This is a genomic window from Candidatus Woesearchaeota archaeon (assembly GCA_016187565.1).
GTDB lineage: Archaea > Nanobdellota > Nanobdellia > Woesearchaeales > JACPJR01 > JACPJR01.
Genome location: JACPJR010000003.1, coordinates 56,824 through 79,376, shown reverse-complemented (window position 1 = coordinate 79,376; position 22,553 = coordinate 56,824). Strand labels below are relative to the sequence as shown.

The 22,553-nt window shown below is 41.7% G+C and carries 25 protein-coding genes and 2 tRNA genes; 11 read left to right on the top strand and 16 right to left on the bottom strand.

Annotated features, from left to right (window positions below; all coding sequences use genetic code 11):
- The first annotated feature begins 640 nt into the window (after positions 1-640).
- From HYW21_00820 to HYW21_00800, 5 genes are all read left to right on the top strand, one after another.
- The gene (locus HYW21_00820) at positions 641-1,135 is read left to right on the top strand and encodes a hypothetical protein (GenBank protein ID MBI2547869.1); all 495 of its coding nucleotides are present in this window, start codon (positions 641-643) and stop codon (positions 1,133-1,135) included.
- A 146-nt stretch (positions 1,136-1,281) separates the two neighbouring features.
- A complete protein-coding gene (locus HYW21_00815) occupies positions 1,282-1,506 on the top strand; it encodes a ferrous iron transport protein A (GenBank protein ID MBI2547868.1) in 225 nt (74 codons plus the stop codon).
- Positions 1,503-3,260, top strand: a complete 1,758-nt coding sequence (locus tag HYW21_00810) for a ferrous iron transporter B (protein ID MBI2547867.1) — start codon at positions 1,503-1,505, stop codon at positions 3,258-3,260. Before HYW21_00815 ends, HYW21_00810 begins: the two co-directional genes overlap by 4 nt.
- 238 nt (positions 3,261-3,498) lie before the next feature.
- The gene (locus tag HYW21_00805) at positions 3,499-4,230 is read left to right on the top strand and encodes a PHP domain-containing protein (GenBank protein MBI2547866.1); all 732 of its coding nucleotides are present in this window, start codon (positions 3,499-3,501) and stop codon (positions 4,228-4,230) included.
- 113 nt (positions 4,231-4,343) lie between these two features.
- On the top strand, positions 4,344-4,595 hold the full coding sequence (locus tag HYW21_00800; protein ID MBI2547865.1) for a hypothetical protein: 252 nt from the start codon (positions 4,344-4,346) through the stop codon (positions 4,593-4,595).
- A 22-nt stretch (positions 4,596-4,617) separates the two neighbouring features.
- On the opposite strand, the gene lspA is transcribed toward HYW21_00800, so the two are convergent.
- From lspA to HYW21_00780, 4 genes are read right to left on the bottom strand one after another with little or no spacing between them, the layout of a single operon-like run.
- Positions 4,618-5,046 carry a signal peptidase II gene (gene lspA / locus HYW21_00795; protein MBI2547864.1) on the bottom strand — a complete coding sequence of 143 codons (429 nt, stop codon included), beginning with the start codon at positions 5,044-5,046 and terminating at the stop codon, positions 4,618-4,620.
- Positions 5,012-5,449, bottom strand: coding sequence for a hypothetical protein (locus HYW21_00790; GenBank protein MBI2547863.1), 438 nt, complete (start codon positions 5,447-5,449; stop codon positions 5,012-5,014). The genes lspA and HYW21_00790 overlap by 35 nt, the downstream gene beginning before the upstream one ends.
- 34 nt (positions 5,450-5,483) lie before the next feature.
- On the bottom strand, positions 5,484-6,194 hold the full coding sequence (locus HYW21_00785) for an endonuclease III domain-containing protein (GenBank protein ID MBI2547862.1): 711 nt from the start codon (positions 6,192-6,194) through the stop codon (positions 5,484-5,486).
- Positions 6,195-6,199: 5 nt separating this feature from the next.
- The gene (locus HYW21_00780; GenBank protein ID MBI2547861.1) at positions 6,200-6,583 is read right to left on the bottom strand and encodes a 30S ribosomal protein S8e; all 384 of its coding nucleotides are present in this window, start codon (positions 6,581-6,583) and stop codon (positions 6,200-6,202) included.
- Positions 6,584-6,703: 120 nt separating this feature from the next.
- On the opposite strand from HYW21_00780, the gene HYW21_00775 reads away from it, so the two are divergent.
- Together HYW21_00775 and HYW21_00770 are read left to right on the top strand one after the other, a co-directional pair.
- Positions 6,704-6,776, top strand: a tRNA-Thr gene (locus HYW21_00775).
- A 126-nt stretch (positions 6,777-6,902) separates the two neighbouring features.
- Positions 6,903-7,220, top strand: coding sequence for a hypothetical protein (locus HYW21_00770; GenBank protein ID MBI2547860.1), 318 nt, complete (start codon positions 6,903-6,905; stop codon positions 7,218-7,220).
- Positions 7,221-7,299: 79 nt separating this feature from the next.
- On the opposite strand, the gene HYW21_00765 is transcribed toward HYW21_00770, so the two are convergent.
- From HYW21_00765 to HYW21_00750, 4 genes are all read right to left on the bottom strand, one after another.
- Complete coding sequence (locus HYW21_00765) at positions 7,300-7,806, bottom strand: hypothetical protein (GenBank protein MBI2547859.1); 507 nt, start codon at positions 7,804-7,806, stop codon at positions 7,300-7,302.
- 61 nt (positions 7,807-7,867) lie between these two features.
- Positions 7,868-9,007, bottom strand: coding sequence for a hypothetical protein (locus HYW21_00760; protein ID MBI2547858.1), 1,140 nt, complete (start codon positions 9,005-9,007; stop codon positions 7,868-7,870).
- Positions 9,008-9,051: 44 nt separating this feature from the next.
- The gene (locus HYW21_00755; GenBank protein ID MBI2547857.1) at positions 9,052-10,107 is read right to left on the bottom strand and encodes an asparaginase; all 1,056 of its coding nucleotides are present in this window, start codon (positions 10,105-10,107) and stop codon (positions 9,052-9,054) included.
- A complete protein-coding gene (locus tag HYW21_00750) occupies positions 10,101-10,601 on the bottom strand; it encodes an asparaginase (protein ID MBI2547856.1) in 501 nt (166 codons plus the stop codon). Before HYW21_00750 ends, HYW21_00755 begins: the two co-directional genes overlap by 7 nt.
- 125 nt (positions 10,602-10,726) lie before the next feature.
- On the opposite strand from HYW21_00750, the gene HYW21_00745 reads away from it, so the two are divergent.
- Positions 10,727-11,467 carry a hypothetical protein gene (locus HYW21_00745; GenBank protein ID MBI2547855.1) on the top strand — a complete coding sequence of 247 codons (741 nt, stop codon included), beginning with the start codon at positions 10,727-10,729 and terminating at the stop codon, positions 11,465-11,467.
- A 31-nt stretch (positions 11,468-11,498) separates the two neighbouring features.
- On the opposite strand, the gene HYW21_00740 is transcribed toward HYW21_00745, so the two are convergent.
- Both HYW21_00740 and HYW21_00735 read right to left on the bottom strand, forming a co-directional pair.
- Positions 11,499-12,746, bottom strand: coding sequence for a hypothetical protein (locus HYW21_00740; protein MBI2547854.1), 1,248 nt, complete (start codon positions 12,744-12,746; stop codon positions 11,499-11,501).
- On the bottom strand, positions 12,739-12,885 hold the full coding sequence (locus HYW21_00735) for a hypothetical protein (GenBank protein MBI2547853.1): 147 nt from the start codon (positions 12,883-12,885) through the stop codon (positions 12,739-12,741). The genes HYW21_00740 and HYW21_00735 overlap by 8 nt, the downstream gene beginning before the upstream one ends.
- Before the next feature lie 138 nt (positions 12,886-13,023).
- Between HYW21_00735 and HYW21_00730 the strand changes: the two genes are divergently transcribed.
- On the top strand, positions 13,024-13,410 hold the full coding sequence (locus HYW21_00730) for a hypothetical protein (protein ID MBI2547852.1): 387 nt from the start codon (positions 13,024-13,026) through the stop codon (positions 13,408-13,410).
- A 36-nt stretch (positions 13,411-13,446) separates the two neighbouring features.
- Here the strand turns inward: HYW21_00730 and HYW21_00725 are convergent, their stop codons facing one another.
- The 6 genes from HYW21_00725 to HYW21_00700 form a co-directional block, all read right to left on the bottom strand.
- Entirely contained in the window at positions 13,447-14,334 is an 888-nt protein-coding gene (locus tag HYW21_00725) for a hypothetical protein (GenBank protein ID MBI2547851.1), read from the bottom strand.
- An 81-nt stretch (positions 14,335-14,415) separates the two neighbouring features.
- Complete coding sequence (locus tag HYW21_00720; GenBank protein ID MBI2547850.1) at positions 14,416-16,356, bottom strand: DEAD/DEAH box helicase; 1,941 nt, start codon at positions 16,354-16,356, stop codon at positions 14,416-14,418.
- A gap of 16 nt (positions 16,357-16,372) precedes the next feature.
- On the bottom strand, positions 16,373-18,199 hold the full coding sequence (gene guaA, locus HYW21_00715; GenBank protein MBI2547849.1) for a glutamine-hydrolyzing GMP synthase: 1,827 nt from the start codon (positions 18,197-18,199) through the stop codon (positions 16,373-16,375).
- Between the two features lie 42 nt (positions 18,200-18,241).
- A complete protein-coding gene (locus tag HYW21_00710; protein MBI2547848.1) occupies positions 18,242-19,732 on the bottom strand; it encodes an AMP phosphorylase in 1,491 nt (496 codons plus the stop codon).
- Positions 19,733-19,759: 27 nt separating this feature from the next.
- Complete coding sequence (locus tag HYW21_00705; GenBank protein MBI2547847.1) at positions 19,760-20,737, bottom strand: AI-2E family transporter; 978 nt, start codon at positions 20,735-20,737, stop codon at positions 19,760-19,762.
- Between the two features lie 80 nt (positions 20,738-20,817).
- Positions 20,818-20,925, bottom strand: a tRNA-Val gene (locus tag HYW21_00700).
- Between the two features lie 50 nt (positions 20,926-20,975).
- On the opposite strand from HYW21_00700, the gene HYW21_00695 reads away from it, so the two are divergent.
- Together HYW21_00695 and dinB are read left to right on the top strand one after the other, a co-directional pair.
- Complete coding sequence (locus tag HYW21_00695) at positions 20,976-21,401, top strand: hypothetical protein (GenBank protein MBI2547846.1); 426 nt, start codon at positions 20,976-20,978, stop codon at positions 21,399-21,401.
- A gap of 101 nt (positions 21,402-21,502) precedes the next feature.
- Positions 21,503-22,546 carry a DNA polymerase IV gene (gene dinB, locus HYW21_00690; GenBank protein MBI2547845.1) on the top strand — a complete coding sequence of 348 codons (1,044 nt, stop codon included), beginning with the start codon at positions 21,503-21,505 and terminating at the stop codon, positions 22,544-22,546.
- Positions 22,547-22,553: the final 7 nt, after the last annotated feature.

Sequence of the window (22,553 nt, the reverse complement as noted above, 5' to 3'; positions counted from 1 at the left end):
ATTCGGCACCCCATAAGGGTCCCGCCTCATCCTCGCCATTGTAGTTTCTCTTGTCATCAGTGCCTTCATAAACTATTTAAATGCTTAGTTCTTTACGTTCTCATGCTTAAAGCGATTAAGGTGAATCCAAGAAAAACAAAAAATTTTCATTCTAGTTTTTTGGCTAGCTTATTTGTTGCAATAATCTTAGGGGGATATTTTTCTCTGCTATTGGATCAAAACAGTTTACCCAAATGGACATCATGCGTTACTGAGTGGATCACTTGGACAATATTGCTTATCATCTTTATGGTGTTAGCTTACAAATGTGGCACGAAATTATGTTTTGATATGAAAAGTAAGCAAAATTTTTTTGATAATTTCGTTGTGAGTATACTCGTTATGATACTTGGTACTTTACTTATATTATATCATGCTTTACTAAAAAATTGGCTTTTCGCGTTGGTAGCTACTGCTGTAATAGTTGGAACTTTTTTTCTTAGTAATTGGGTCAGTATTAAATTTCGGCCTCGATAATGACTTCTTACTTTAGCTGTTTCAGCTGCTGAAATGGAAAACTTCATTCCACTCTGAAGTAACGGAAATAAATAGCTACTGTGGAATAAAAACATTTAAATAGAAGTTCTCCTTTAGCATCTAAATGGCAGAAAGAAACATAGGAACATTACTTCTTGTTGCTTTAATGATTGTTGCGTTGATCATCGAGCTTGTCAAATTACGGAATATGCCCTTTATCCAGCTGCTCTTTGTTGTTATTCTTATCCTGCTCGGATTACTAACGCTCTTTGGACTTCCCAGTGGAAGTACCTGGGCAGTGCAGCTTGCAGCACTCTTCTTTACCCTGCAACTCCTCAATGTTGTTGTGCTCTATGTGAAATTTTCTGCATATCCTCTAGGCTTGGCATTGCTCATGCTCCTGAGCATTGCAGGATTCTTAATGGCAGTTGGTCAAATACATTCTGCTCCTGAACGCCCGGTAGTTCGACAACAGAAATTGCCACAATACCTTCAACAGCAATCATACCATACTGAAATAACAAAGCCAGAGGTCGTTGTTGCAGAGAAACCAACGAAGAGAGCATCACAGCGAACAAAAAGAAAACCTGGACGACCACGAAAGACAGCAAAGAGATAATGATGTCTGGTTTTGCTTTTTCTTATAATACCTTTTTCTTCGATAGCATTAATAAGGAAGTCATACGTCTGAAAATCCAAAAGACTTAAAAGGAAGTTCGTTTTGAAATCTGAAAAGTAAGAAACAGAGATACAGGGATGATATTCATGCTCTTGACAGAGACAAACAAGAATCAAAAGGTACGTGTTGCAGCGATCCATGATCCAAGTTTACGGCTTCGACTTCTGCAGTTTGGCATCCAAGAGGGAGACACCGTTCATATTCTTGAAAAGATAACTCATGGCCCAATGGTACTTCATCACCATCTGCAGGAAATAGCACTTGGTAATGAGCACAGTAAACAGATAGAGGTTATGCTTGTTAGTCCATGAGTTGTCATGACGATCATCCTAAGGCTATTAGCGGGAAACTGCTTGTTCTGGTAGGAAATCCCAACGCTGGAAAGTCAGTTATTTTTCATCATCTTACCGGAAAGTATGTTACGGTCTCAAATTATCCAGGAACAACCATCCAGCTTGAGCAAGGAAAGTTTCAAACGTATACAGTTATCGACACACCAGGCGTTTATGGTGTCTCTTCATTTACGCATGAAGAACAGATTACGCATGATATCATCTTTCAGGCAACGAAAATCGTTAATGTTGTTCATGCCTTACATCTTGAACGCGACCTGTTTTTAACACTCCAACTTCTCGAGACAGGACTTCCTCTCGTTGTTGTTCTGAATTTTATGGATGAAGCGCGAAAGCAAGGACAAGTCATTAATGTTGATCTGCTCGCTAAACGCCTTGGAGTCGATGTTATCCCAACCACTGCTCCTACTGGAGAAGGTATTCCGCTTCTTCTTGGCAAGCTTCAGCAAAAAAAACAGCAGGAAAATAGCAGAGCTGTTCAACGTACAAAGCTACGAGAACATGAGCAAGAGATAATCTATCGTGAACGACGAAAAAAGGTAAACGAGCTTGTTGCCGAGGTCGTCAAGGTAAAACAGACAAAAAAAACAATAAAACAACGTCTAGCTGAAATGATGATTCATCCATTTGGTGGTATCCTTGTGCTCATCGTTGTTCTTTTTCTTGCCTATGAACTTATTGGTGTTTTTGTCGCTCAGACGGTTGTTGGCATAACCGAAGGTACAATCATGAACGGCTATTATGTTCCTTTCATAACGAGGGTAGTGTCTTTTTTTTCATTGCCTGAATGGTTACGGACATTGCTTGTCGGAGAGTTTGGTGTGCTCACCATGACCATAACGTATGTTCTAGGGTTATTACTTCCCCTTGTTGCGGGATTTTACTTGTTCCTTTCATTTATTGAAGATTCAGGATACCTTCCTCGATTGGCATTCCTGATTGACAAATGGTTAACACGAGTCGGTCTTAATGGTAAGGCTGTTGTACCTCTTATCCTTGGCTTTGGCTGTGTCACCATGGCAACAATTACAACAAGAATGCTCGATACCAAACGTGAAAAAACCATTGCGTCCACGTTACTTAATTTTGCTATTCCTTGCTCTGCACAACTCGCAGTTATTACTGCACTTATTGTCGTGGCTGGCTGGAAAGTTGCCCTGCTTTATGTCTTTATTATCTTTATGCTGTTTACCCTTTTAGGGACATTCCTCCATGCTATGCTTCCTGGCGAATCTTCCTCCTTACTCTTGAGCCTTCCTGCACTCCAACTTCCACGGGCTAAGAACATACTGATCAAAACTGCCTATCGAACGCTCCACTTTTTGTCTGAAGCGGGCATATGGTTCTTCATTGGAGCGTTGCTTATCTCCATACTGCAATTGACCAATGTGCTCGTCCTTATCGAGCATGCTCTTCGTCCTTTAGTTGTCTCCTGGATGGGACTTCCTCCTGAGGCAGCTATCGGTTATATTATGGGCATTGTTCGTAGAGATTTTGGCGCAGCAGGATTTTATCATTTAGAACTTAACGCCCTTCAACTTCTTGTTGCATTGGTTTCCATAACTATTTTTGTTCCTTGCATTGCAGCCATTCTCATTCTTTACAAAGAACGCGGAACAAAAACTGCAACGCTCCTTTGGACAGGAACGATAGTCGTCGCTTTTTTCATTGGTGGCCTTATTTTCCAGATAGGGAGGCTCTTCTATGGGTAGTTTCTGCATAACCTGTGGCTATAAAAGCGAGTCTTGTCTGCCACAACAGTGTCCCCGCTGCAATACCTCCATGCTAGTTGAAAGCTGTGGATCCTGTACAAAATGCACAACCAGGGGTCTTTTTACCGAAAAGATATCTTGGCATGAAGAAACAAAAAAGAAAAAAGAGCAAAAGGTTTAGTCAACATAACCTTTAAATAGTTACTCATTCCCATGTTCCCTCATTATCAGACGAACCATGATAGCTGTTGATTTTCACATGCATTCGAAGTATTCTCTTGATTCATACATGCAGCCCGCAAAAATATTCAAGATCGCAAAACAACGCGGTTTAAGTGGTGTAGCCATTACTGATCACAACACTTTGCCGCGATTCAAACAACCCAAAGACTTCATCGCCATTAAAGGTGAGGAGATCTTTACCCGTTCTGGAGAAGTGATTGGCCTAAATCTCAGTGAAAAAATTCCACCGCTCAAAGGATTCTATGAGACGCTTGATCGCATTAGGGAACAGGGAGGCACTATTCTTATCCCTCACCCAAATCTACAGGTATGGTCAAAACGACCTTGGACCTGGCAGTTCAAAGGAGTTCATTTAGAAAAAGTTACCCTCAAAAAAGATATTGTTATCGAGACCCAAAATGCAAGTTTGATGTACACAGGCCCTATTAAAGCATGGGCAAAAAAGCATGGACATCCCATGGCAGGAAATAGTGATGCACACCTTTATACCTTTATTGGAAACACGTATACAAAGCTTCCCTATTGTAGCGATGCAGATGAGGTTCTCAAGAAACTTCGTCTAGGTCATGGCATTCCAACCATTGCTAAACACAGGTACAGCAAGAGTAATCCCCTTCCCCTCGTGAGCGTTGATACTTTGATGGGGCTGGGAGGAGCTACCTTTTATCTCATGGAAAAATTCTGGAAATATTCACCCTTTGGGTATGTCCAACGCAGAGTTCTGTAATAGAAAAATAAGGCAGGAATAAGATTGGTAACCCTCAAGAGACTCATTTGCCAAAACCTTTAAATAATATCCTTTATTTATGTGATTTATAAGAGGATAAAAAGTGATCGCAAATGCATGTGCATATATACCTCACGCCTGACCAAAATCCGCCAATCGAACGTTTTTTGTTCAGGGACGAGGATGGAAGTTTAGAGAGAATTGCAGCAGACGTTGAATTACCTGGGCATTATGGTACATTTAATCCACCAATGGATGGGCATTACATTAGGGATGGCGAGGTTATACGACCGGTTGATAGACTTCGAAATGGTCAAAAAGCGTATCAATTCCCAAGCGAGTATGTTGTCTTTATGAAAGGGTAAGCGATGCCTTTTCCTTTCGTGATTACTTCACTTTCTGAAACCAAAGAAGCCATGCCAGCCACAGTGCTCCGATACTGATAGCAATATCAGCGAGATTAAAAACAGGCCAGATCTTTAGATCAATAAAGTCAATGACATGGCCCCTGACTACTCTGTCGATAAGGTTTCCAGTAGCACCGCCAACGATAAGTGCAGCAGGAAGGTATCCTCGGGAAGGAAGCCTATCAAGGATATAGATTATGCTACCAATGACGATGAGGGAAATCCATGACAACAACACTGTCTGCTGTTGAAATATACTAAAGCCTGCTCCGGTATTGGTGACATAACTTCCAAAACGAACAATAAAGGCTTTTATCACCTGATCAAGAATAAGAACGCCGAGGGTAATCCAAAAAAAGTGGTGATAGGAGACCTTACCAACTTCTTCGCCTTGTTTCACGTTCACCATAACCCATCCGTTCTAGATTTGCTAGTCGCTGATTCATGATGCTTAATTCTGCACGAAGCGCATCCATTTTACTGGAGAGTATCTCTATGTTTTTGCCTATCATTTCAACAGCATGTTGATTTTGAGGTTCTGGCTGAGCATAGGAACGAGATTCTGACAAAGGAGGAGTTGCAAGCGCATAATCTTCTGGACGGACTGCTGGCCTGATTCTTGAGGAGGAAAATGACCCTGCCTCTTGCGGAAATGATGGCTGCTGCGGAAGGGTATCAAAGGTACTTGTTGGATCTGGTTGCTGCTCAGGAAGCGCAAGATTATCAGTAAAATTTTGGCCATCGCTTGGCAGACCAAGATCGGCAAATTCGTCCTTTTTTTTCCAGAAGGCAACTTTATCTAATATTCCCATGTCGTCCTCTTTTTTTGCATTTAAAATATTTGATCTATTTAAATCTATTGGATAACTCTTGCATGATTGCTCGTGCAGTAGGCTGTTTGTTGTGTAAAGCCTTTCCCCAGGCAACCAGCAATGCATGGTACTCATTAAACAATGCCTCATCAGCAGGAAGGGTATCCATAAACATGCGTTGGATAGATTCGTACGAAGCTCTCCCTGAAACAAGGCCCAATGCTGTAAGCAGAGTATGCGTATAAGCATCAACGACAAAAATAGGCTTATGGAGAGCGTAGAGAAGAATACAGTCCGCAGTTTCTGGTCCTATCCCCTGAATCTCGAGAAGATGTTTTCTTGCTGTTAGCGTATCCATTGCCATCAGTTGCTTGAGTGGTGTTGACGTGAGAAAATGAACAACATTTTTGAGTTTTTTGGCTTTTTGGTTATAATAGCCAGAGGGTCGGATATATTGGGCAAGCTCCTCACCAGTTACCTTATCTAACGTACGAAGGGTCAGTAGTTTCTGCTGATAGAGTTGGAGCAGTGCCTTTTCTGCATTCTTCCAGGCAGTATTCTGGGTAAGAATAGCTCCTCCAATAATTTCAATACATTGCTGGTCAGTATGAGGATAGGTGTAACACTGCGGATGATACCCTTGTGCGTTACACCCTTTCCCTCGTTCACAGAGAAGTGGCCACCAACCTTGATAGCCATAGGTCTCAAGAAGACGTTTGTACAGAAAGAAAAGTTGGTCCTGCATCAGCATTATGCACTGATAAGGACAGCATTCACCATGCCACTCTGCCCTGGTCGTGAGGTTACTCTGGCCTTTCCCTGATCAGTCTCAACCACACAACCTCTCGTAATAATATTTCGTCGTACAAAGTGTCTATTTGCAGGGTTCTCGGTTATTGTTTTGATGCTTGCCTGCATATAGGTCTTTGTTTGGGGATTGTAGAGATTAACCTTGTTGGTAGAAAGCAATTTCTGCTTCATATTGCCACCACGGGTACGAATAACTCTTGCATTCGGGTTAGCAAGCTTTGTCAATGTAGGTAAGCTTCCAGACTCATAGAGTCTTTTACCTCGTGCAGCACGCTTGGCGCCACCTGAGGCCTTTGTTCGTGATCGTTGTTGAATAATAACCATTGTAAACCATGGGGGAGCTATGGTATTTAAAAACATTTCTGTTTTGGTAAGGATTCTGAAAAACCTACCTTCTCTTCTCGTCGAAAGCTTTATAAGACACTTCGGTTTTCAGTGGCCCGTGCCCCTGTAGCATAGTAGCTATTGCGCCACCTTGGTAAGGTGGAGGTCGCGAGTGCAACTCTCGTCAGGGGCTTGTTTCTTCTGCAAAAAATGCTTTTAAAAAAGGGTTTTGAGTTCAGAATTCGGGTGTGATTCATATTTACGTTTAAGTAGTAAACTAGTAGAAAATTATATATATAAGAAGTCCATTTCTATTAGTATGAGCTTATATAACACGATCAAAAATTTTGAAAAAGAGACAATTTTAGCGGGAAGCCTTGTTGCTATGTTGACTGGATGTTCTCTACCAACAATTGAACAAAATAAAGACTTAACAGGAGATAACATTACAGATATAATTGTAAGTATTAAATCTGGTGCGCAATCTGGAACTTGGCTATTCATCGGTCAACAAGATGGAAGTTTTGTAAGAGCAACTCGACACTATGGTCCAGATAGTACAATATACTATATGACCGACGATAGAAAAGCTTATTTCTTTGATGGTGAATTTTACAAGCAATCTCTAAAGGAATAGTAAAATCTTTCGGTTTCTATATTTTAACCAGAATTCTGAAGAGTAGAAACACACGAAAACAGCGTAGCACAAAATGAAATTAGCACGAAGCTGCGTGCAAGCGATTAAGCTCAAGATCATTAAAGGTTCCAAGATGGCGGATATCTTCTTTGGTTGCCGTTGCATCGAACTGGTAGAACGTACCAACTTCGTAAGGGAGGGCTTGTTCTTCAGGAATTCGGACGAGTAAATCGCCTATTTTTTGCTCGCCTTCAAGGGTTAAGCGATAGGTGAGCATCCCCTGCTCCTCATCTTTTTGGTTATAAAACCATGGATGGGAGATTTCAGTAAGCCTTCCGCCGACAGAATTCGGTTGCAGCCCTAGAACGATTAAGGAATCACCGTTTTGCTCAAGCATGGTTCCCTGTGTTTCATAGATTATCTTATCCAACTCAGCTGCCAAACGCTCACAAGCAGCGTTATCCAAGGAAAGTGCTTTCTGTCTGTTTGTTTGAGAACATCCAACAATAACGAAAACAGTGACCAGAAGTACGAAGAGTATGACTTGGTGAAGCAACTGTTGTATCTCTCTCATCTGCATAGGCATCCGGTTTTCCTACTCCTATTTCTATTTAAAGGTATCGGAAGCTCTTACGAAGTTTGCTGTCTCATCGTTCACCATTGCAAACAATGCTTACATAGCCGCGAGAATCCTCTCGACAAGAAGCAATATCCTTAGGAAGTGGAACACCAACAATATACCTCTCTGCTTTCCTTTCCAATGTCACTTCAGTATTCGGTCGAGGACGTACATCAAAAATAAGACCTTGTTCTGCGATAATCTCTAACTCAGTCCTTCTGTCTGTTGGTTCTTGCACCGAAAGCTGTACCGGCGGTTCTACTTCAACAACTAATTGGACTGAACTCTTCAGATAATGAATTATACGTTGAGCTTTGGCACGATCAGATAACAATGCTTCGGCTTGTTCTTCAAGTTTATCATAACCACCTAATTGATCAATAGTAGTCACTGTTTGCATTGGATCAAGAATTGCTCTGCGATAATCAGGTGCTTCTATCTCAGTTATAGTGGGAACTGTTCCAACATATCTTCCATCCTGTTCTTTCGTCATCAGATTATAGCTGTCACCAAGAGTAATTTTTACGCCGTTCCCAATATCAACTGTTTTATTCGTTCTCTGCACAAAACCGTATCTTTCGACATAATCTTTTCCATCTCGGGATTCAGCTCTTGCATATAACTCATTAAACCCTGCGATAAAGCCACCTTCAGGCTTATGTAATTCTCTAATAATGTGGCGTAAAACATCACTATGATAAAAACACCCATTTTCATGGTTAATAAAAACAACATCAAGAAGATCACCAGGCAAATCATTCAGATTATCACCAACAACTAGCAATCTTTCAGGAGCATCTTCAATATCTATGCCAGCAGATTGTAAAACAGAGCGATAAAACTTTGATGAAGTTTCAAGATATTTCTCTCCTGCAAATTGCAGTTCAAAAAATGGATGCAAACCAGACATCTGTAATTTTGGAGCTGCCCTTTCTGGTGACCCTGCTGTTACGATATAATGTCTATACCCTTCATGAAATAAATCTGCCAGTAATTCAACAATTCCTGGTTTTAAACCATGAAGGAGATATCCCTGTCCGTATTCTTCATCAATTTCTTTAGGATCAAACCCTTTCATACGAGCGCCCATTCTATCAAAGCATCCTAACGTGTTATCACGATCCCACGCAATAATTCTTGTTGACCTGTTCGTAGTACTTGGATTCATAATGCTAATCAACTCCATCAGAAAGATTCCATAGATAGATGTAACTAGTATACCCTCTGGGGGTTGTACAAGGCGAACCGTGCGTTGGCAAGTTGCTTCATCACATTATCTGGACGAGTTACCCAGCCATGCATGGCAACATGTGCTCCTTTATCGATATGATCCATCTTTCCAAGCGCATAGCCGAGATTAAACCACCCATCATTCAAATAAACATCTTCAGGAAACATTGCACCAACAAAAACATACCGAGATTGAGGCATTTCGCCTCTCGTAAGCAGGTGATCAAAGCGATTTGCAAGATCAGGAAGGGCATATGTTCCTGCAGTAATAATCTGAGACTTGTGTGCACTTCGACTTGAGGAATCTAAAAGTTCACGTACTTCAACTTCATCGAGTTCTCTACTGTCTTTCATACAGATCTGTTTAAAGACAAAATCTGGTTCAGGAGGTTCAACACCAATGCTTCCAGTGAGATAGCTGGGAATTGCTGAATACGAAAAGGGTCTTGGGGTGTCTTTCCGTTCATCAAAAAAAGAATCAATCGTGCCACCGGTTATAAGAAAGACAAGATTATCTAATGATCGCTGAACACGATCACGGATATGAGTTGGGTGGAACATGTGGACACCATTTTCTACTCCCTGTAACTGTCCAATGGCATACCCAATATTGAATCCTGCATCTGATCGATACCATTCAAGAGGCATACGAGAACCAACAACACCAACAACCTTTCCCTCTAGCGGGTTCTCACGTAGATAGGCTACTGTCGTTTCCATATCAGCAATCCCATGCGTTACGAGCACACTTCGATAAGGGCTTTGCACAATAGCATCACGAAGATGGCTCCTATCCTCATCAGTAATCTCACGACTATCTTTAAGACATATCCGAGAATACTCAATACTATCCGATGGAACCTTTACTCTTTTTGTTAAGAAATGAGGGACAATTGAATGCTTTCGAGGAACCAAACTATCAAATTGACCTGTCTCTACCTCAAACCGTTGACTAAGCGTAAAGTCAAGTGTTCCACCAGTGGTAATAACATGTAATCCTTCTTTCAGGGTATCATTCTCTGCATGCACCATTACCATCCCTCAAAGACACCTGTTTCCTTGTTCTTTCGAACAGCATTCCAAGAAAAGCATTGTCCATTCATAGCAACATACACCCCTGGAGGGAGTGATTGGACAAACGCTAAGGCGCTTCCCATATTGAAGAGGCCATCAGAACTTCCAAAGTGGTAGGGGATCATAGCACCGGTCAAAACAATGGTTTTATCCTTTATTCTCTGTGCAATAGCCGCTGCAGTTTCAACCATGGTATCAGTTCCATGGGTGAGGAGAATATAGTTTTCGGACGCTTTTGCGCACTGATCAGCAATAAGAATACGATCTGCTTCAGTCATATGAAGGCTGTCAATCATCATTAATGTTCTGATGGTAACAGGAAGATTACACCTCCCTTTCTTCAAGACCTCAGGAAGATGTGTATCTCTAAAAAAGAGTTCTCCATTGAGTTCATTGTACTCCTTGTCAAAGGTTCCTCCAGTGACAAAGATCCTGATGGATTGGTTGTTTGGTTTCATGTTATCGAGAGTGTGTAAGAACGCTCATAGTCACCGTTAAGTGAAGAAAGCTAAACCACTATAAATAATTGATTCGTGGTAAATACCACGAAAAGTTTAAATAGTAGCTTTTATTTTGTTCTTCTATGCATGAGAAAACATTGATGGAGATTGGATTAAGCCTCAATGAAGCCAGAATCTATGAGGCATTGATTGAGCTCGATGAAGCTTCGGTAAATACACTTTCAGTTAAAACAAAGATCAACCGAAGTAATGTCTATGATGCTATGGAACGGTTGTGTGAAAAGGGCCTTGCGACCCAGGTATTCATCAAACACCAGAAATGCTACAAAGGAATTCATCCACGACGGCTCATTGAACTATTGAAAGAGAAACAAGAGGAGGTTGAAACTATCCTTCCCCAACTCGTACAGAAATTTGAAACCAATAATCAGGAAGAAGAGGCATATTTCTACCGGGGTGTTGAGGCCTATAAGAACTACATGTTTGATATTTTAAAGGAGAAAAAGCCCTATTATTGTATCGGCGCAAAGGGTATGTGGTTTGATCCACGGCTGAAGTACTTTCGCCTAACGTTTGATCGTGAGCGAGAAAAGGCAAAGATATCCTATCACCACATCTTTGATGAGGGGATGCAGCAGAGCATTAAAGATCCACTGAAATTCAAGGACAATGTGTTCAAGTTTCTTCCTGAGGAGTACTGTAGCAAGCTGACCTTGGAATTCTTTGGAGATTACGTCGTTATCTATTCAGGAGAAGAGTTTGGCAAGCTGAAAGAAGAACCAACCGTGTTTGTCATCAAAAGCAAGGACATTGCAGAAGGATTTAGAAAAATCTATCAGTTCATGTGGGATCATTTGGAATAAGCAAGAGCAATGAAAAAGGTCAAAAGAGTGCTTAGGTCAGTTTTTGCGTGGGTAAGGCTGTTACCTGACGTATCGGATCAGGCACATAGGGTACAAAATACGCAGTAATAGTAACACCTAATGTTCTGACAGCTGTTTGCGCTCCTCCACGAATGCCACATTCAACAGGATCTCCTCTTCGATTGCTTTGCGTTATATCACGCAAATACACAACGGTTTGTATGCCTTTACGTGCGTACCATTCATTGTGGATGCCTGACACAAGGTGACAATTCGGAGCGCCGCTTGCATAATACAGTGGTCGTTTTAGCGCATCATCTCCTGTTCCCTCTAATGAAAAGATACCCTCTGGCTCTTCCACAAGATCAGTCATGAAGGTAGATTTGCCATTCCGATGACGAGCAAGTCGTTGCCTGCCATTGTGCATGTAATGCCCCTCAAAGCTGCATAACACATCATCTTGAGGATTGATTCCTGCTTGATCCAAAAAGACTCTGTAGGTTTCATCAATAATATGATGTGATCCTGTTTGCTTGCGTTGTTCTTGAAGTGTATCAAATACTTTTCTGGCTTCTGGAAGCCCTAATTTATTAATGGCATAGGTTTCATTAACCAGAATACCGAGTCGGACATCATGTCCCCTATCCTTCAAATAATAAAAGAGAGCGATACCTTCTAAGAAGATCATGCGATCTGCATTCGTTGGAGTGAATTTTGGTGAGTCAATATGACCACAATCAATAACCAGAGGACCTTCTGTTGTCGTGAGTTCATCTGCAAGCTCCTGAAGTATAGAACTCATCATAAACCGTTGATATGCATTTTGTCTCGAAAAATCAGGACGTGCAAAGACTCGTGCAGCATCTTCTCGAATAGCATGTGCAGCTTGAGGAGTTCGAAGTCCATGCATAGCTGATGCCTGATCCACAATTCGCTGTAACCCGTAGCGAACGGTAAACGCTTGTGAAGGTAAAGCACCAAGTTCAACAGCGCCTCTTGCTTTAAGCATATCCATCTTTCTTCTATATCCTGCTTCATGTCCCTCTCGTAGAAATAAAAGAGGAACATGAGTTCGATCCGCTTCTTCAAAGAGTCTCAGAGGAATACCCTCAACAGGTTCAGAAGTACCCGTATCTCCAAGAGGTAAAAGCCCTTGACTCTCAACTAAGACAGCTGACGAGCTTCGAACGGCATTCTCAAGCAATTCGTGAGATAACCGTTGATCTAAGGGTAAGATCACTGTACTTAACAGGGGAGTATCAACAAGGGTATCAAGCATTATCCTCACCTTTTTCCAAGAAATGGACTACTGCACATTCTATGAGATGACTCTTACTTCGATACTTGACACTACGCATTCTTTCTCTTATCTTTACGTGGGTTTCCTCATCTAAGGTCACACAGATTTGATGCCTCATGGACAGTGTAATATATCCATGATTTATAAATGTTTCGTTACTATTCAGTAACAATAAGGTGTTCGTAGAATCTGTTATTCTGTCAAAGAGATTAAAATCGCTAAGATTTATATAACATAGCCTGATTTCTCAAATATTATGACGCCAGAAGAAGTTATTCTCCGTTTTTATCAATCTCATCTTAATATTGGGACTTTACCCCTAGAACAGGTACGAGATCCAAATGCGATAAGCAATGCTGACTATGTTGTTATACGAGCACCAATGGGAGGCATATTTGAAGCAATTATCCCCTTTACGGTAAGCGAACGTGATGGTGGCGTATTGGTCCGTCAAGGATGGTATGCGAGAGGAGAATACCAAGAAGCGCCAACAAACCGGACAGGAAGCATTCGATACTTTGTACAGGGCAGGTTTCCCAATGAGATTCACCGAAGTCCTCTACCAATAACTGATCGACAGTGCAGACAAGGATTAGTGTACAAGATTACCGAACAACAAAGCTTTCCTACCTCTCCCTTATAGCTGAGACGTCAAGAAATCTTTTCCAGACATACGCTCTTACTCAGGAGTAGGAGGATCACAACCTCGGAATTCTGCAAAAGCTTCATAATATAAGCCTGCCACTTCTAGTATGTCCATTACGACATTAGAAGGAGAGCAATAACCTTCCTGCCGGTCACTAAGATCTCTCAAAGCAGTATCTCCATAGGCTCTAAGCATCCATAAACCAGGGTTATCAGGACCAGGACCTTGACCACTGTATCCACCAAAGGTGTCAATAACATGGGCATAATCTGACGGTTCAAATCCCCCATCAGCGTCTCCATAAATCCGATCACAAACTTCATTAAAGCCTTGGCCTAAAATCAAGGCACTAACAGCAATATCAAACGGCTTAGCACTTTCCCTATCACTCCACGTATCCATAAGTATATCTAAAGTATACAAAAACGTTTCCTGCGCAAACGCTGTTCTTTGTGCTACTTCATATGGATTATTTGCATTTTCAATAGCAGCTCCTGAAACAAGACCATAGGCTATCATACCAGCAGGAGAAAGGTTATCAGCAGATAGCAGATCCTCAGCAGGAGTAATACGATCTCCAGTAAGATATCCGCCTGGTTCAGTTACATTAACAGAATCAACTTGCCCAATCCCTTGAGTGCTCCGGAGGTATCCATTACTCGGGAGATATCCCTCTTTCGCCAAGTATGTCTCTATCTCAGCATCAGGGGTAAGATCTCTTATATGATATCCGGGTTCAGCTATATTACCGGAGTTAGTTTGTTCAATTCCATCAGAAGTAACGACGTATACTCCTGGTCCTAAGGTTATTGATTGGGGAGCATGAGTTCGGACATGTCCTGCACAGCCTGTAGTAAGAAGAGTTACAGCAAGGGTTGCAATGCCAGTTTTGGCTCGTGTATTCAGTAATGATTCAATCATAGTAATTCCTCCAATTTATTTTCGTGGAAAATTTGAGAGTATATAAACCTTTACCAGATAACTACTCTCGGATGAATACGTTTAGAACACATGGATTCCTTCTAAACAAGAGCGGATGAGGTATTTTGCATTGCGGACTTTTGCAATAAGCGTTTCATCCTGTGAGGCACGATCAATCTGCTCTAATTTATCAAGAAGTTGCATGAATAACCGTATGATATCGCCCTCGGGCATGGTCGTGTTCTGGAGAAGTTCAATAAATTTTTTGTGTTCATAGCAGGGCTGGATCAAAGCGGTGAGCTGTTCCATTTGATGCCACCATTTTCCTTTCTTAAGATACGGATGATGGGAGAGGTGCTGCTGTAATGTCGTAATTTTTCTTGAAGGAACTGTATGAAAGAATCGTGTATCACGTTTCGGTTCATACACAAGACATGCAAGCAGTAACAGAATGGTGTATTCATCTAAGGAAAAGGATGCTGTTCCAAAGAGCTGGGAAATCTCCAGTTCATTGGAATAAATCTGTATGGTAAACATGCCCAATGCAGTAAGCTCTCCCTCATGAATATATCCCATCTGCATAAGGGTTTTGACAATGCGTGTATACCGTGCTTTAATGGAACGTAAGACAAAGGCATTACGATGTTTTTCTTTGAGCTGTTGATAGGTATAGAGATTCATCATAAGGAGTTGTTCAATCTCTTGAACACTATGACGATGAACCATATTGAGAACCGTATTGTAGGAGAGCTTAAACTGTGAACGTAAGGGTAAGGTATCTGCTGTGGTAAACACCTTTATCCTTCCTAAATCATCGGTTTTCCGATCAACAAGTGCAATGGCATATCCAACACGATCCATACCACGTCGTCCTGCTCGACCCGCAATCTGAAAGAACTCTTTAGAGGTGAGGTAGCGAAAACCCTTTCCAGTATACTTGCGAAGCCCGTCAAAACACACGCTCCGTGCAGGCATATTTACTCCAACAGCAAAGGTTTCTGTAGCAAACAACACCTGGAGCAATCCCTCACCAAAAAGCACCTCAACAATCTCTTTAACATCCGGCAAGAGCCCTGCATGATGAAAACCAATACCCTTACCGAGACACTGTCGAAGGAGCTTTGTTGAGGGTAAGGTGACAACTTCAGGACTAATCTGCTGAAAGAGTTGACCAATGCGTTGATGAAGTTTTGGATGATGAGGAAAGAGTATCTGGCCTGAGGCAAGTTTCTTGGCATACTCTTGGGTCTTTGCACGTGAAAAAACAAAGTAGATGCAGGGCAACTTCTGTTCTTTAGCCAGTGCTCCAACAACTTCAGTAAAGGAAGGCCGTGGAACAAACTGCTTCTGAAATGACTTACGGTGATACGGATTGTAATAGACAGGCACTTTATCCAGCTCTCGCTGCTGATGGATCTTTGCCAAACTCGTTAAGCCGAAGGTAGCATCGTAAAACAACACCTGCAGAGGAACAGGACGATCAGTGTGCTGGATAATAGCAACATCATGTGCTTTGATTTTTTTTACCCATCCTGCGAATTCTTTTGCATTGGGGATAGTTGCAGACAAAAATAAAAACCTAATATGAGGAGGGCTAAAAATAATAGATTCTTCCCAGATATATCCTCGCTCTTCATCACTGATAAAATGAATTTCATCCATGATACAATAAGACACATCCTCAAGAAGCGGATCTTTTGCAATGGCCATGTTGCGATAAATTTCAGTGGTCATAATAAGAACTTGTGCTCTGGGTTGGATAACGATGTCTCCGGTAATCAAGCCAATGGTATCTGAACCATACTGATGTGTAAAATCCTTATACTTCTGATTAGAGAGCGCCTTAATCGGCGCGGTGTAGATAACACGTTTGCCTTCTTTAATGTCCTTGTCAATAATATAATCTGCAATAAGGGTTTTTCCACTTCCCGTAGGAGCTGAAACAAGGACAGAGGCATTTTGCCCAATAGCATGGATTGCTTCTTCCTGAAATGGATCTAGGGTATAGGTTCTGAATTGCATAATCTTCACCTAAGGATTATTCCCACTCAATTGTTCCCGGCGGTTTATTGGTTACATCATAAAAGAGAACATCAAGGGGGTATTGTTGCAACAAGCGTTCTGCAAGAGGCATAAGTATCTTCCAATCCATATGATAAAAGCGCGCGGTCATTGCCTCTCGTGATTCAACAGGTCTAAGCACGACGCATTCTTTTCCTGCAAAGCTTAGAGGAATTAAAACCGTGGGCATCTGCCAGATCTTATCATAGAGACCGTTATCATGGAGATGTTGCATAGTCACTTCGTCAATGTCCTGTAACAGTTTTATACGTTCGTGAGAGAGATCACTTTGTTTAATAGTCGGATGGTCCAGTAATGAGGATGAGCATGACCAATGCACGGTATAAACGACTCGGTTGATTTCTGGTACGCTATTCGTCATTTGCGTCGAGAGTTGTTCAAGAATATCCCAACCAGGAAATTTACCAACAAGGGCAACCGGATGTTTATAGGAGCGTGCATCTCCCTGGATTCCTACTGAACGAAGAGGCAATATAACTGCTTTAAGTCCAAAAGGCATGCTGAGTTTGTTTATTCGTTGTGTTACCTCTGGTGCATTAACAATAGTATCAGAAGCACGTGCACAGAGGCAGCGAACCGCTAATCCTGGACCTGGGAAAGGATGACGATACACGAGTTTATCCGGCAAACCAAGTTGCAATCCTAACTCTCGTACTTCATCCTTGTAAAGCTCTTTTAACGGCTCAATAACATGCCCTTTTTTGATCATTTCTCTGACAAGTGCAACTCGATTATGATGTGTTTTAATGAGATCTGCCTGTGCCGAGCCCTTTGTTTCAATGGTGTCAGGATAAATAGTCCCTTGACCCAAAAGCCAGTCCTCAACATTCAGATGGAGCTTAGCAAGTTCTTGTTGATAAACAGCAATAAAGGTCTCTCCGATAATAGCACGCTTGTCTTCTGGGTCATAGACGTTACGTAAGCGTTCAAGAAACGTGTGGGAAGCATCAACAACATGAAAATTGGTAAACCCATGCTCGTAAAATGATGCCTTAACCAAGGCGCATTCGTCTTTTCGTAGTAAACCATTATCGATATGGAGACCATAGACATGCGTTGGTTCAAGGGCTTTGTTAAGCAGAGCAAAGCAAACCGTACTATCAATTCCTCCGCTAACGAGCAAAAAGATGTTTTTATTCCCGACCTGTGCACGGATTTCCTGAAGTTTTTCATCAAGAATATGAGCCATATCCCAAGATTTTTTGGCATGACAAATAGCAAAGACAAAATGCGTCAGCATCTGCATGCCATGTTCAGTGTGCGTTACTTCAGGATGAAACTGGAGTCCATACCAGTGATGCTCTAAGTCTCCCATAGCAGCAACAGGACAATCTTCTGTTGACCCAAGAACAGAAAACAGAGGAGGAGCTTTGGTAACTGTATCACCATGATTCATCCAAACCAACGTCGGAGAGGGAACAGAAGCAAAGAGCTTAGATTCTCCAGCAAGAGTAAGTTCTGCTCGGCCATATTCTCTATGCGTTCCTTTCACGACAGTTCCTCCACAAAGTGAAGCCATTAACTGATGACCATAGCAAAGCCCAAGAATAGGAAGATGAAGATCAAAGAGCTTTGGATCACAGCGCGGTGCGTGAGGATCATAGATGCTGGATGGTCCGCCTGAAAAAATAATCCCTCGTACCTTGCCAGCTTCACGTATGTTTTGAGCAGAAGTCTCACAGGGCATAACAATGGCATAGACACCAAGTTGGCGTATGCGCCTGGCAATTAAGTGACAGTACTGGCCACCAAAGTCCAGTACAACAATCATATCTCGCTCCATTCCCTAGGGTGGTATCCGAGCATTAATAAACCTTTTCTTTCGTTAGTACGAAATTCCATCAAAAGCACGACACGCCTGATAGGCATAAGCTAGCTTTGGCTTGCTCGCTGCATAAATCGTAAAGAGTACTGATCCTTGTGCTACCTCATCGCCTTTTTTCTTTTGGAGATATACTCCAGCCTCTTTGTCTAGAGGAGCACCGGCAAGGCGGGCTATCTTTGCAAAGGTACGATTATCAATATGTTTTACCTTTCCATGGCGTGTTGCTCGTACCTGTTTGGTATACCTTCCCAAAGGAATTTTTTCTGGATCAAAGCAGTTTCCTCCCTGTGCTTTGATGATCTCTTTCATCTTTTGCCATGCCATGCCGCTTTCAAGGATCTCTTTTGCAAGCTTATGTCCCTCGCCTTTTTTGGCTTTGCCACCCATTTCCAATAAGATACCTGCCATCATAATTGATTTCTTTTTTAGGTCCTGAGGGGCTCGTTCATGATTCATGAGGATATACAGGACATCCCGTGCTTCGAGTGAAGGACCCAATCCATTACCAATCGGCTGTGAGCCATCAGTAATAATAACCCGAACCGTGATGCCCAGTCGTTCTCCGATAGCAATAAAATCAACCTTGAGATGCTCTGCTCCTTCTCGTGTTGCAATTTTTGCTCCTTTGCCAATAGGAATATCAATCAAAACATGACTACTTGAAACAGATCTTTTTTTGGCCATAATACTCGCCAATAAATTACCCCGAGCATCAATTTCAAGCGGATGTTCAACCTTGATGAGTTTATCATCTGCGGGTGCAAGATTAACAGCACCTCCCCAAATAATACAAGCATTCACTTTCTGGACAATCTTCCTCATTGCAGGAATGGTGAATTCCACTGGAGCAAGTACCTCCATGGTATCAGCCGTTCCTGCGGGGCTAGTAATACAACGTGAACTTGTTTTAGGCATACAGAGCCCTGTTGATGCAACAATAGGAACAACAATCATAGTTGTTCTATTACCGGCAACACCACCAATCGAATGCTTATCAAGAACAGGATATACCGACGTAGTAAAGCGATCACCATTATGAACAATAGCTCTGGTTAAATTCAAGGTTTCTTTTGTGCTAAGCCCATGCGTATAACAGCTACTGATGAAGTAGGTCTGCTCAATATCGCTGAGTTTATTATCAACAATGTCTTTGACAATAGCATTAAGCTCATAATAACTCAAGTGATACCCATTGAGCTTCTTCTTGATATACTGGATTGAACGAGGCTTTGCTTCTAAGTGAATCTTTACGAGTTGGTCATCTCGTGCATGCAAAATCTCAAGGAGTTCCTCAAAAAGGCCAAGACGACCAGGCTGAATAAGCTTACTTGATTCTGCAATGTCGATGATAGCAATGGCCTCATGTTTTCCTTTCCTAATTCTCACACGATCCATGGGAAAGAGATCAAGAAAATGAGCATCTTCTTTGTGCATCAAGGCAATAAGTGGTCCTCCGGTGCGAATATCTAAATCAGTTACTCGAAGTTTCATGTTATTTCTCACCTTTCTCGTTGATGCTTAGGATACATCTCTGTGGTAGATATCAATAAATGTTCGCAGGAGTGCTAACAGTAATGGGCCAACAACAATACCAATAAAACCAAACATGGCCAAACCACCAAGGACACCAATAAAAATAATTGCAGGATGAATCTTTGTTCTGTTACCAATAATAATAGGGCGAACAATATTATCAATGGCACTTACCACAAATAATCCATAGAGGAAGAGCCCAATGCCATAAAAGATACTATTCACCTCAGGCGTGAGAATCCCTTGAAGGATCAGAAAGAGACTTGCCGGAAGCCAGATCAGCCAGGTACCCAGGAAAGGAATAAAGGCAAAGAGCGCCATGACCATACCCCATAATAAAGGAGAGGTTATGCCAAAGATAAAGAAACCAAGTCCACCAAGAATCCCTTGGATAAGAGAAGTTATTACATAGCCATAGACAACGGCATACACCACATCATCGATCTGTTTCATAATCTCAAGATGATGTTTCTCTTTCATCGAAAGAGCTCGCTTGAGGTAGCCTACAAGTTTATCGCCATCCTTAAACAGATAATACATCAGAAAGAACATGATAAATACATGGAACATCCGTTTTGGCAAGGTAACAAAAAGAGCGCGAAGTGCAGTAAGGGCCGTCTGGAGCCCTTTTTCAGCGATGTCCTGAATATTTAACACATAGCCAGTTTCTTCCTGTACAAACTGCGCAAAGCTTGAAGAAGATACATTCAGTTGATTCGCGGTACTAACAACAAAATGATAAGAATTCAAGACCTCAGTGAACAGGGAACTGAGTAAAAAAATAACCGGTAACACAATGATAACCAGAATCAGTACACAGGTAAGCAATGATGCAAGCCATTGGTAACGCACCAAGCCTAATAACCTTTTGTAGACGGGATAAAAGGTATAACTCAATATCATTGCTGCTAGAATCGTGCCAAGGTAGGGATGGATAACTAAAAAGACTAGAATAAGCAGCAATATAAAGAGAAGCGTAAAGATAATTTTTTGGTGCCGTAACCGTCGAATAATGAACCACCTCTTTTGAAAAATGCTGAAAATGGGTCCACCCGGATTTGAACCGGGGACATTCACCATTTCAATTGATCCTCTCTTACGAGAGCAACAAACGTCAAGGTGACATCATAGCCGGACTAGATCATGGACCCAGAATGTCTTAGTAGAAATATTTAAATATATAAATCTTTTCGTCAGCAACATGGGTGCCATTCTCTTTAAAAACGGAAGTTGTTGTGTCTGTGGCTATCTTACGTCCACGTTTTGCGATGTTTGTCGAAGATATGTCTGCCCAGAACATGCCAAAGTTGTTCATCCTTCGTATGATCGAACCATGCATTACTGCGAGCATTGTTACAAAACCTCTCCCAAGGTTATGAAAGAGGATGATCGCTGTTTTATTGCTACTGCTGCTTACGGAACAGCACTTGCAGAAGAAATCAACATCTTAAGGGCATTTCGTGATACTCTGCTTCTTCCCTCTGCATTAGGAAGACTTTTTGTCAGTACGTACTCTAGGGTAAGCCCACCTATTGCCAGAGTTATTAGTCGTTTTTGGTTACTCAAATTCCTTGTCCGCATACTGCTTTGGCCAGTAGTCCGTCTCTTACGTTTGTTTGTTAAGTAAACCAGAGGAAAAAATACGAATTTTGCAGGTTCTTGTATCTCACTTCCCACACGACAGCTCTCTCCAAGGAACTTATATAGGAAAGCAAGCTTCAGAGGGATATGACTCAACGGATAATTCTACACCTTGACATGGATTGCTTCTTTGCTGCTATTGAAATACGTGATCATCCTGAATGGAAGGGAAAACCTGTTATTATTGGAGCGGATCCAGAGCATGGAAGAGGAAGAGGAGTAGTAAGTACCTGTTCTATGGAAGCACGAAAGCTCGGCATCAGATCAGCAATGCCCATTAGCAAAGCATATCAGCTCTGTCCACAAGGCGTGTTCTACCAGCCTTGTTTTGATAAGTATACTCGAGTCTCGGGAAGAATTATGGAGATTGTCAAACATTTTTGTCCAGTGATGGAACAGGCAAGTATCGACGAAGCCTATACAGATGCTTGTTTTTGTGGAGAATTTGAAAGTGCACGTCTCCTTGCGCAGCGTATCCAACAGGAAATCCATGAAAAAGAACACTTAACGTGTTCGATAGGTATAGCACCAAATAAACTTCTTGCTAAGATTGCGTCAGATTATCACAAGCCAAATGGTTTAACCATGATAACCTATTCACAAGTTTCTTCTTTCTTACATCCCCTTGAGCTGAGGAAACTTCCCGGAATCGGAGAAAAAACAGAACAGCTCTTACAGAATATAGGGATCTTCACCATAGGAGAACTAGCAAGTATCTCTACGGAAAACCTTAGAAACGTTGTTGGGTTAGCAGCAGCTCATTACCTTTCTGAAGCTGCACAGGGCATTGATAACCGTCCTCTTGTCGATGAATACCTTGCTCGAAGTGTCGGCAGAGAACGAACCTTTCATCAGGATACAAAAATAATAACCCTTTTACAGTACACGCTTGCTCAGCTTGCCAGACAAGTCATTATAGACCTAAGATCAGAAGGTTTTATGCGCTTTAAAAAAGTAATGCTCCGTCTTCGCTATGAAGATTTTGAAACTCATACCAAACAGTACAGCCTCATCGCAGCAAGTGATAGCCATAACGTGCTCTTTCATGTTGCCTGGTATCTGATGAATCCTTTTTTACGAGATAAAAGAAGAATACGGTTGCTGGGAATACGTGTTGGATCTCTCCAATAACTGAAAT

Excerpts from the sequence above, each read along its gene's own strand:
- HYW21_00750 (MBI2547856.1), bottom strand. The coding sequence starts at position 10,601 with ATGAAACCAAACAACCAATCCATCAGGATCTTTGTCACTGGAGGAACC.
- dinB (MBI2547845.1), top strand. The coding sequence starts at position 21,503 with ATGACTCAACGGATAATTCTACACCTTGACATGGATTGCTTCTTTGCT.
- HYW21_00790 (MBI2547863.1), bottom strand. The coding sequence starts at position 5,449 with ATGGGAATATTAGATAAAGTTGCCTTCTGGAAAAAAAAGGACGAATTT.
- HYW21_00755 (MBI2547857.1), bottom strand. The coding sequence starts at position 10,107 with ATGGTAATGGTGCATGCAGAGAATGATACCCTGAAAGAAGGATTACAT.
- HYW21_00725 (MBI2547851.1), bottom strand. The coding sequence starts at position 14,334 with ATGATTGAATCATTACTGAATACACGAGCCAAAACTGGCATTGCAACC.
- HYW21_00780 (MBI2547861.1), bottom strand. The coding sequence starts at position 6,583 with ATGGTTATTATTCAACAACGATCACGAACAAAGGCCTCAGGTGGCGCC.
- HYW21_00805 (MBI2547866.1), top strand. The coding sequence starts at position 3,499 with ATGATAGCTGTTGATTTTCACATGCATTCGAAGTATTCTCTTGATTCA.
- HYW21_00745 (MBI2547855.1), top strand. The coding sequence starts at position 10,727 with ATGCATGAGAAAACATTGATGGAGATTGGATTAAGCCTCAATGAAGCC.
- HYW21_00820 (MBI2547869.1), top strand. The coding sequence starts at position 641 with ATGGCAGAAAGAAACATAGGAACATTACTTCTTGTTGCTTTAATGATT.
- HYW21_00695 (MBI2547846.1), top strand. The coding sequence starts at position 20,976 with ATGGGTGCCATTCTCTTTAAAAACGGAAGTTGTTGTGTCTGTGGCTAT.
- guaA (MBI2547849.1), bottom strand. The coding sequence starts at position 18,199 with ATGGAGCGAGATATGATTGTTGTACTGGACTTTGGTGGCCAGTACTGT.
- HYW21_00770 (MBI2547860.1), top strand. The coding sequence starts at position 6,903 with ATGAGCTTATATAACACGATCAAAAATTTTGAAAAAGAGACAATTTTA.
- HYW21_00710 (MBI2547848.1), bottom strand. The coding sequence starts at position 19,732 with ATGAAACTTCGAGTAACTGATTTAGATATTCGCACCGGAGGACCACTT.
- HYW21_00760 (MBI2547858.1), bottom strand. The coding sequence starts at position 9,007 with ATGAATCCAAGTACTACGAACAGGTCAACAAGAATTATTGCGTGGGAT.
- HYW21_00720 (MBI2547850.1), bottom strand. The coding sequence starts at position 16,356 with ATGCAATTCAGAACCTATACCCTAGATCCATTTCAGGAAGAAGCAATC.
- lspA (MBI2547864.1), bottom strand. The coding sequence starts at position 5,046 with ATGGTGAACGTGAAACAAGGCGAAGAAGTTGGTAAGGTCTCCTATCAC.
- HYW21_00785 (MBI2547862.1), bottom strand. The coding sequence starts at position 6,194 with ATGCAGGACCAACTTTTCTTTCTGTACAAACGTCTTCTTGAGACCTAT.
- HYW21_00740 (MBI2547854.1), bottom strand. The coding sequence starts at position 12,746 with ATGCTTGATACCCTTGTTGATACTCCCCTGTTAAGTACAGTGATCTTA.
- HYW21_00735 (MBI2547853.1), bottom strand. The coding sequence starts at position 12,885 with ATGAGGCATCAAATCTGTGTGACCTTAGATGAGGAAACCCACGTAAAG.
- HYW21_00800 (MBI2547865.1), top strand. The coding sequence starts at position 4,344 with ATGCATGTGCATATATACCTCACGCCTGACCAAAATCCGCCAATCGAA.
- HYW21_00730 (MBI2547852.1), top strand. The coding sequence starts at position 13,024 with ATGACGCCAGAAGAAGTTATTCTCCGTTTTTATCAATCTCATCTTAAT.
- HYW21_00765 (MBI2547859.1), bottom strand. The coding sequence starts at position 7,806 with ATGCCTATGCAGATGAGAGAGATACAACAGTTGCTTCACCAAGTCATA.
- HYW21_00810 (MBI2547867.1), top strand. The coding sequence starts at position 1,503 with ATGAGTTGTCATGACGATCATCCTAAGGCTATTAGCGGGAAACTGCTT.
- HYW21_00815 (MBI2547868.1), top strand. The coding sequence starts at position 1,282 with ATGCTCTTGACAGAGACAAACAAGAATCAAAAGGTACGTGTTGCAGCG.